General features: G+C 72.8%; 7 protein-coding genes. 2 read left to right on the forward strand and 5 right to left on the reverse strand.

The annotated features are described in order from the left end of the window. On the reverse strand, window positions 1-588 hold a 588-nt coding region (locus CQZ88_RS00005; protein ID WP_180986903.1), incomplete at its 3' end, for a tyrosine-type recombinase/integrase. 97 nt (window positions 589-685) lie between these two features. On the opposite strand from CQZ88_RS00005, the gene CQZ88_RS00010 reads away from it, so the two are divergent. Beyond that, complete coding sequence (locus tag CQZ88_RS00010) at window positions 686-1,846, forward strand: multidrug effflux MFS transporter (protein WP_029543234.1); 1,161 nt, start codon at window positions 686-688, stop codon at window positions 1,844-1,846. A gap of 6 nt (window positions 1,847-1,852) precedes the next feature. Here CQZ88_RS00010 and CQZ88_RS00015 read toward each other — a convergent pair whose 3' ends face one another. After that, window positions 1,853-2,647: a siderophore-interacting protein gene (locus CQZ88_RS00015; RefSeq protein ID WP_037200801.1), complete on the reverse strand. Its 795-nt coding sequence runs from the start codon at window positions 2,645-2,647 to the stop codon at window positions 1,853-1,855. 133 nt (window positions 2,648-2,780) lie between these two features. Here CQZ88_RS00015 and CQZ88_RS00020 point away from each other — a divergent pair, with 133 nt between their 5' ends. Further along, on the forward strand, window positions 2,781-3,017 hold the full coding sequence (locus CQZ88_RS00020) for a hypothetical protein (RefSeq protein WP_258008389.1): 237 nt from the start codon (window positions 2,781-2,783) through the stop codon (window positions 3,015-3,017). 3 nt (window positions 3,018-3,020) lie between these two features. On the opposite strand, the gene dprA is transcribed toward CQZ88_RS00020, so the two are convergent. The 3 genes from dprA to CQZ88_RS00035 are packed head-to-tail and all read right to left on the reverse strand — an operon-like array spanning window position 3,021 to window position 6,006. Continuing rightward, window positions 3,021-4,145: a DNA-processing protein DprA gene (dprA, locus tag CQZ88_RS00025; protein ID WP_006937456.1), complete on the reverse strand. Its 1,125-nt coding sequence runs from the start codon at window positions 4,143-4,145 to the stop codon at window positions 3,021-3,023. After that, window positions 4,142-5,650: a YifB family Mg chelatase-like AAA ATPase gene (locus tag CQZ88_RS00030; protein ID WP_043800021.1), complete on the reverse strand. Its 1,509-nt coding sequence runs from the start codon at window positions 5,648-5,650 to the stop codon at window positions 4,142-4,144. The genes dprA and CQZ88_RS00030 overlap by 4 nt, the downstream gene beginning before the upstream one ends. Then, window positions 5,650-6,006: a YraN family protein gene (locus CQZ88_RS00035; protein ID WP_102799047.1), complete on the reverse strand. Its 357-nt coding sequence runs from the start codon at window positions 6,004-6,006 to the stop codon at window positions 5,650-5,652. Before CQZ88_RS00035 ends, CQZ88_RS00030 begins: the two co-directional genes overlap by 1 nt. Window positions 6,007-6,206: the final 200 nt, after the last annotated feature.

Genomic DNA, 6,206 nt, shown 5'->3' on the forward strand with positions numbered 1-6,206 from the left:
CGCGGGCGCCCCGTACGGCACGGTCCGTTCCCTGTTGCCCTTGCCGACCACGCGCAGCGCCCTGCGCTCGGTGTCGACGTCGTCGACGTCGAGTCCGCACAGCTCACCGACCCGGATACCCGTCGCATACAGCAGTTCCAGCACGAGCCGATCCCGCAGTGCCACCGGCTCCATCTCGCGCGCACCGGCTTCCGCAGCGGTCATCACCTCACAGGCCTGGTCGGCACGCAGTACCGGCGGGAGAGTGCGATGGGTGCGGGCCGATGCCAGCCGCGCCGCGGGATCGTGGTCGAGCCGGCCCGTGCGAGCCAGCCACGCGCAGAAGGTGCGGGCGGACGAGGTGCGCCGCGCCAGGGTCGTGCGGGCGGCGCCACTCGTCACCTGGCCGGCGAGCCAGGAGCGGAGCACCTCGAGAGTGAGGTCGGCGATCCGCGCATCCGGGTGGCCGGCCTCGAGGTGAGCGAGGAGGGTGCGGATGTCGGTGGTGTACGCGCGGATCGTGTGGGCCGACCGGCCGCCCTGCAGGTCGAGGTGCTCGACGAACTCCTCGAGGTGCACGGCGAGGGGCGGCGGCAGCGCGGTGTCCATGGCCGTCACCGTGCGCCGTGGGCACCGCCCACGCAACCGAACACGCCGACCGAGGGCACACTAAGGTTAGTTCGTGAGTAAAACGATTCCGTTGCCGATGCTGTTCGGACTGGCATTGCTCTCCGCCACCGCGCCTCTGGCCACCGACATGTATCTGCCCGGACTGCCGGTCATGTCGGAGAGCCTCGGCACCAGCACGGTCGGTATCCAGCTCACTCTCACCACGTTCATGGCCGGCCTGGGTGTCGGGCAGCTGATCGTGGGCCCGCTCTCCGACGGGTGGGGCCGGCGCCGCCTGCTGCTGGCGGGCACCGTCGTCCTGGCCCTGAGCAGCGCCCTGTGCGCGACGGCACCGACGGTGGAGGTGCTCATCGCGGCCCGGTTGATCCAGGGCTTCAGCGGCGGCACAGGAATCGTGCTGGCGCGCGCGGTGATCGCGGACCGCGCCCGCGGCAACGAGGCCGCCCGCCTGTTCAGCGTCATGATGATCATCGGCGGTGTGGCACCGATCGTCGCGCCCCTGCTGGGCGGCGTCCTCCTGGGGCCCATCGGCTGGCGCGGCATCTTCTGGGTCCTGACGGGCCTGGCCGTGCTGATGATCGTCGCGGTGCTCACGGTCGTCCCGGAGACCCTGCCGCCCGAGCGACGCCACAGCGGGGGCCTGGCGATGCTCGCCCGCAACTTCGGCACGGTGATCGGCAACCGACGGTTCGTGGGCTATGCCGCGACGTTCGCGCTCGGCTTCGGCGCGATGTTCTCGTACATCTCCGCGTCACCGTTCGTGGTCCAGGAGGTCCTGGGCATGACGCCGGGACAGTTCTCCCTGATCTTCGCCGCCAACTCGGTGGGCCTCGTCGCAGGCAACATCGTCAACACCCGGCTCATCGGCCGCTTCGAGGTGCGGGACCTGTTGCGCTACGGCGTGACCCAGATGCTGACCGCCGGGGTGCTGCTGGTGCTCGCCGTCCTGGTGGCCGACACGAACCGCTGGTTGGTGCTGCCGCTGCTGTTCCTCGTCGTCTCCAGCCTGGGCTTCGTCATGGGCAACGCGACGGCGCTGGCGCAGGGGCAGGTACCGAAGGCCGCGGGCACCGGTTCCGCGGTCATGGGCGCGTCCCAGTTCGGCCTGGCCGCCCTGGTGTCGCCGCTGGTCGGGCTCGGCGGGGAGGACACCGCGCTGCCGATGGCGCTGGCGATAGCGATCTCGGCCGCGCTCTCCATGACCGCGCTGCTCACCCTCACCCGCGAGCGCGCCTGAGCACCGTCACCGCGCCTCGACCGTCGCGAGTTCGCGCTTCCACTCCCGGAAGCCCTCCTCGCTGCGGCCGCGCCGCCAGTACCCGGAGATCGACGCGCGTGCCGCCGGAACCCCGCGGGTCTTGCGGATGTACGGCCGCAGGTGGTGCATGACGGTCTCCGCCTCGCCGTGGATGAACACGTGCGGATCTCCCGGAAGCCACTCGGCGCCGGTCACCGCGGCGACGAGCGGCGCGTTCGCGCCGGAGAGGTCCGGCCCGACGGCCCCGGCACCGGAGCCGCGGTGCAGCCAGGTGACCTCGACGCCGGGGGGCGCCGCGAGGTCGATCGCGTCGGCGGCGTCGGTGACCTCGAGGAACACCCGGCCCACTGCGTCCGGCGCCAGCGCCTCGAGCGCCGCAGCGACGGCCGGTATCGCGGTGTCGTCACCGGCGAGCAGGTGCCAGTCGGCCTCCGGATCGGGCCGGTAGGCGCCGCCCGGCCCGCGGACCACGACGGTCTGCCCCGGCCGGACGGATGCCGCCCAGGGTCCGGCGACACCGTGATCGCCGTGGACGACGAAGTCGATCGCGATCTGCCTGGACCGCGGGTTCACTGCTCGCACCGTGTAGGTGCGCAGGACCGTCCCGCCGCCCGCCTCCAGTTCGAGTTTGACGTACGAGTCGGTGTACGGGCCGGGTTCGAACTCGTCGAATCCGGGACCGCCGAAGTGGACCCGCACCAGGTGCGGGGTCAGGCGTTCGCTGCCCGTCACCGTCAGGGTCGTCGATCGCGGGGTCTTCGGGGCCACGCCCACCTCCATATTTGCTCAGGCTTACCTAACCAGGGCAGCCTACGCGTGCGGTCCGGCCGCAGCCACAGCACCGCCTCGCCGTGGCACCACCGGGATCGCCCGATCCGCCGAAATCGCGACGGAATTCCGCCATCGTTGCGGTATGCGAGAAACGATGAACACCGTCACGTCGCAGTACCTGACCAGCCTGGTCGGCGCCCTCGAGGACACGGACCGGCGGCGCGAAACGATCGGCGCACAGCTGGCCGAACTCGAGTACGTCCTGCTCCAGACCGGAGAGACCGAGCTCGCGGCCCAGGTGACGAAGGTACTCGGCGACAGGTACTACAAGGCGATCCTGTCCAAGGCCGAGGAGCTGCGCGGGCACGAGCAGTCCTGACCGTCACACGCTGCGCGCCCAGCCGGCCCCCTCCCGCTGCACGTGTCCCTCCAGCTCGAGCAGCGGCAACGCCGCCCGCACCCGCTCCACGAGCAGCCCCGACGCCTCCGACAGCTGCTGCACCGACACCGCCCCCACCGCCGGCAGGGCCTCGTACACGGACGCCATGTCGCCCGAGAGCCCGTCGAGCGCACGCGCCCACCGCCCGTCGCCGTCGTCGCTCACGCCCATCGGGCCGATCTCCTCGACGACTTCGCGCGCGGTGCCCACCAGCCGCGCCTCCTGCTCCCGGATCATCCGATGACAGCCCTGCGACGCCGCCGACGTCACAGGCCCCGGCACCGCCAGCACCGGACGCCCCAGCCGCCGCCCCCACGCCGCCGTGTTCCGCGCCCCGCTGCGCCACCCCGCCTCCACCACCAGCACACCTCCGCCGAGCGCGGCGACCAGCCGATTGCGGGCCAGGAACCGGAACCGCGCCGGCACCGTCCCGGGCGGATACTCGCTGACCACCGCCCCGTGCTCGGCGATCTGCCGCAGCAACCCGGTGTGCGCCGCCGGATACGCCCGGTCCACCCCGCACGCGAGCACCGCCATCGTCGCGCCGCCGACCCCCAGCGCCGCCCGATGCGCCGCGGCATCGACCCCGAAAGCCGCCCCCGACAGCACCGCCCACCCGTCCATCGCCAGGTCCCCGGCGATCTCCGCGGTCACGTTCTCCCCGTAGCCGCTCGCCGCACGCGTGCCGACCACGGCGACGGACCGCTCGACCAGCTCGTCGATGCGCCGCCGACCCACCACCCACAGCGCCACCGGCGCCGCATCGGTGTCCGCGCCGTCGAGGCCGTCGAACGCCAGCAACTGCCACGCCGGCCACTCCGCGTCGTCCGGCGTCACCAACCGTCCACCCAGCCGCGCGACGAGCTCGAGATCCTGCGCCGCCGAGTCGAGATGGGCACGTGCGACGGTGCGACGGCGTAACGCGCCGCCGATCGAGCCGTCGCGCACGGCCGCGGCGACCGCCTCCGGGCCGTCCGCCTCGATCGCAGCATTCAGCATCCGCGACGCACCCTGGGCGACCGTCGACAGGTACGCCCACGCCAGCCGGCGCGGCTCCGCCGCGCTCACGCCGTCCCCCGATCCCGGAAATCCAGCGCCGCCGCCACCTGCACCTCACCCGGTGCGTCCAGTTCGGCCAGGTCCGCCAACGTCCAGGCGACGCGCAACGCCCGATCGGCCCCGCGGGCGGTGATCGCGCCCTTCCGCAGCGCCCATTCGACCGGCTTGAGCGCCGCGGCGGGCAGGCGGAACTTCTGCCGGAGTGCAGGGCCGGGCACCTCGGCGTTGGTGCTCCAGCCGTGGACCCCCCACCGCTCGGCCGCCGCGGCCCGGGCGCGGGCCACTCGGGCGCGGACGTCCTCGGTGCTCTCCCCCGCCTCCCCCATGAGGGCGCCGGTGGCCACCGTCTCCATCCGGACCCGCAGGTCCACCCGGTCCAGCAGCGGACCCGACAGCCTGCCCAGGTAGCGACGTCGGGCGGTGGGCGGGCACACGCAGTCGGCGTCGCGCGGCGGGGCACACGGGCACGGATTGGCGGCGAGGATCAGCTGGAACCGCGCCGGATAGCGCGCGACGCCGTCGCGGCGGGCGATCCGCACCTCGCCGTCCTCGAGCGGGGTCCGCAGCGCCTCGAGCGCCTTGGTGCCCATCTCGGCGACCTCGTCGAGGAACAGCACGCCCCGGTGTGCACGGCTGACCGCGCCGGGTTTGGCCATGCCGCCGCCCCCACCGACGAGCGAGCTGACCGAGGCGGTGTGGTGTGGAGCGATGAACGGCGGGTCGGTGACGAGCGGCCGGTCCGCCGACAGGGTTCCGGCGACGGAGTGGATCGCGGTCACCTCGAGCGCCTGTTCCTCCGTCAGCGCCGGCAGCACGCCGGGAAGCCGCTGGGCGAGCATCGTCTTCCCGATTCCGGGTGGGCCGGTGAGCATCAGGTGGTGCGCGCCGGCGGCGGCGATCTCGATGGCCCGTCGCGCCTCGTGCTGACCGACCACCTCGCTCATGTCCGCCCGCCCCGGCCGCTCCCCCACCGGCCGGGGACCGGGCCGCTCGAGGGGGCCGTCTCCGCGCAGCCACAGCACCACCTCGGTGAGGGTGTCCGCCCCGTAGATGTCGATGCCGTCGACCAGCCCGGCCTCGGACATCGTGGAGGCCGGGACCACCACCCGCTCCCACCCGGCGCGTTTGGCGGACAGCACCGCCGGCAGTACCCCGCGCACCGACCGCACCCGGCCGTCGAGCGCCAGCTCTCCGAGCAGAACCGTCCGCGAAACACCCTCGGGCGGAATCGACTTGGCGGCGTTGAGCACCGCACACGCGAGGGCGAGGTCGTACACGCTGCCCACCTTCGGCAGCGTCGCCGGCGACAGGGCCAGCACCACGCGCGAATCCGGCCATTCACCACCGGAATTCGTCACCGCCGCGCGCACCCGATCCCGGGACTCCTGCAGCGCGGTGTCGGGCAGGCCCACCATCTTCACTCCCGGCAGGCCGCGGCCGATGTCGGCCTCGACTTCCACGACCTGCCCGTCCACCCCCGTGACGGCCACCGAGTACGCCTTCCCCAGCGCCATCACAGCACCTGCCGCCGGTGGGTGATCAAGGGTTCGCCCCGCTGTGGGAGCAGCACCGTGACCACGTCGACCCGCACCCGCCGCCACCGTTGCTGCCGGCCGGACAACCACAACGCGGCCAGTCGGCGGATCCGGCCCGCCTTCACCGCGGTCACCGCCTCGGCGGGCGTGCCGTATCCGAGGCCGGTGCGGGTCTTGACCTCCACGAACACCACCGTGTCGCCGTCCTCGGCGATCAGATCGAGTTCCCCGTACCGGCTGCGCCAGTTGCGCGCGAGCACCACCATGCCCGCCGACTCGAGAAACTCGGCCGCCAGGTCCTCCCCCAGCGCCCCCACCTGCTGATTGCGTCCCATCCCCGTCCCTCCCTGTGTGGCGACCACTGTGCGCCACGCGAAGGTCCTCCGCGGTCCACACCGGGCCGGATCACGAAATCTGTGGATGAACTCGCCGGGTGTGGACAACTTCGGCCGACGCGGAGGAGGCCCGGAACGGCACGTGGCCGAATGTCACACCGCTTCGATCAGGGCGGTTTCAGGCGGCCGATGCGACAAGC

Origin of the sequence: Rhodococcus sp. ENV425, from assembly GCF_002887785.1 — a bacterium.
Classification (GTDB): domain Bacteria; phylum Actinomycetota; class Actinomycetes; order Mycobacteriales; family Mycobacteriaceae; genus Rhodococcus; species Rhodococcus aetherivorans.

Coding starts and splice junctions, on each gene's coding strand:
- CQZ88_RS00010 (WP_029543234.1), top strand. CDS start 686: ATGCTGTTCGGACTGGCATTGCTCTCCGCCACCGCGCCTCTGGCCACC.
- CQZ88_RS00015 (WP_037200801.1), bottom strand. CDS start 2,647: ATGGAGGTGGGCGTGGCCCCGAAGACCCCGCGATCGACGACCCTGACG.
- CQZ88_RS00020 (WP_258008389.1), top strand. CDS start 2,781: ATGCGAGAAACGATGAACACCGTCACGTCGCAGTACCTGACCAGCCTG.
- CQZ88_RS00030 (WP_043800021.1), bottom strand. CDS start 5,650: ATGGCGCTGGGGAAGGCGTACTCGGTGGCCGTCACGGGGGTGGACGGG.
- CQZ88_RS00035 (WP_102799047.1), bottom strand. CDS start 6,006: ATGGGACGCAATCAGCAGGTGGGGGCGCTGGGGGAGGACCTGGCGGCC.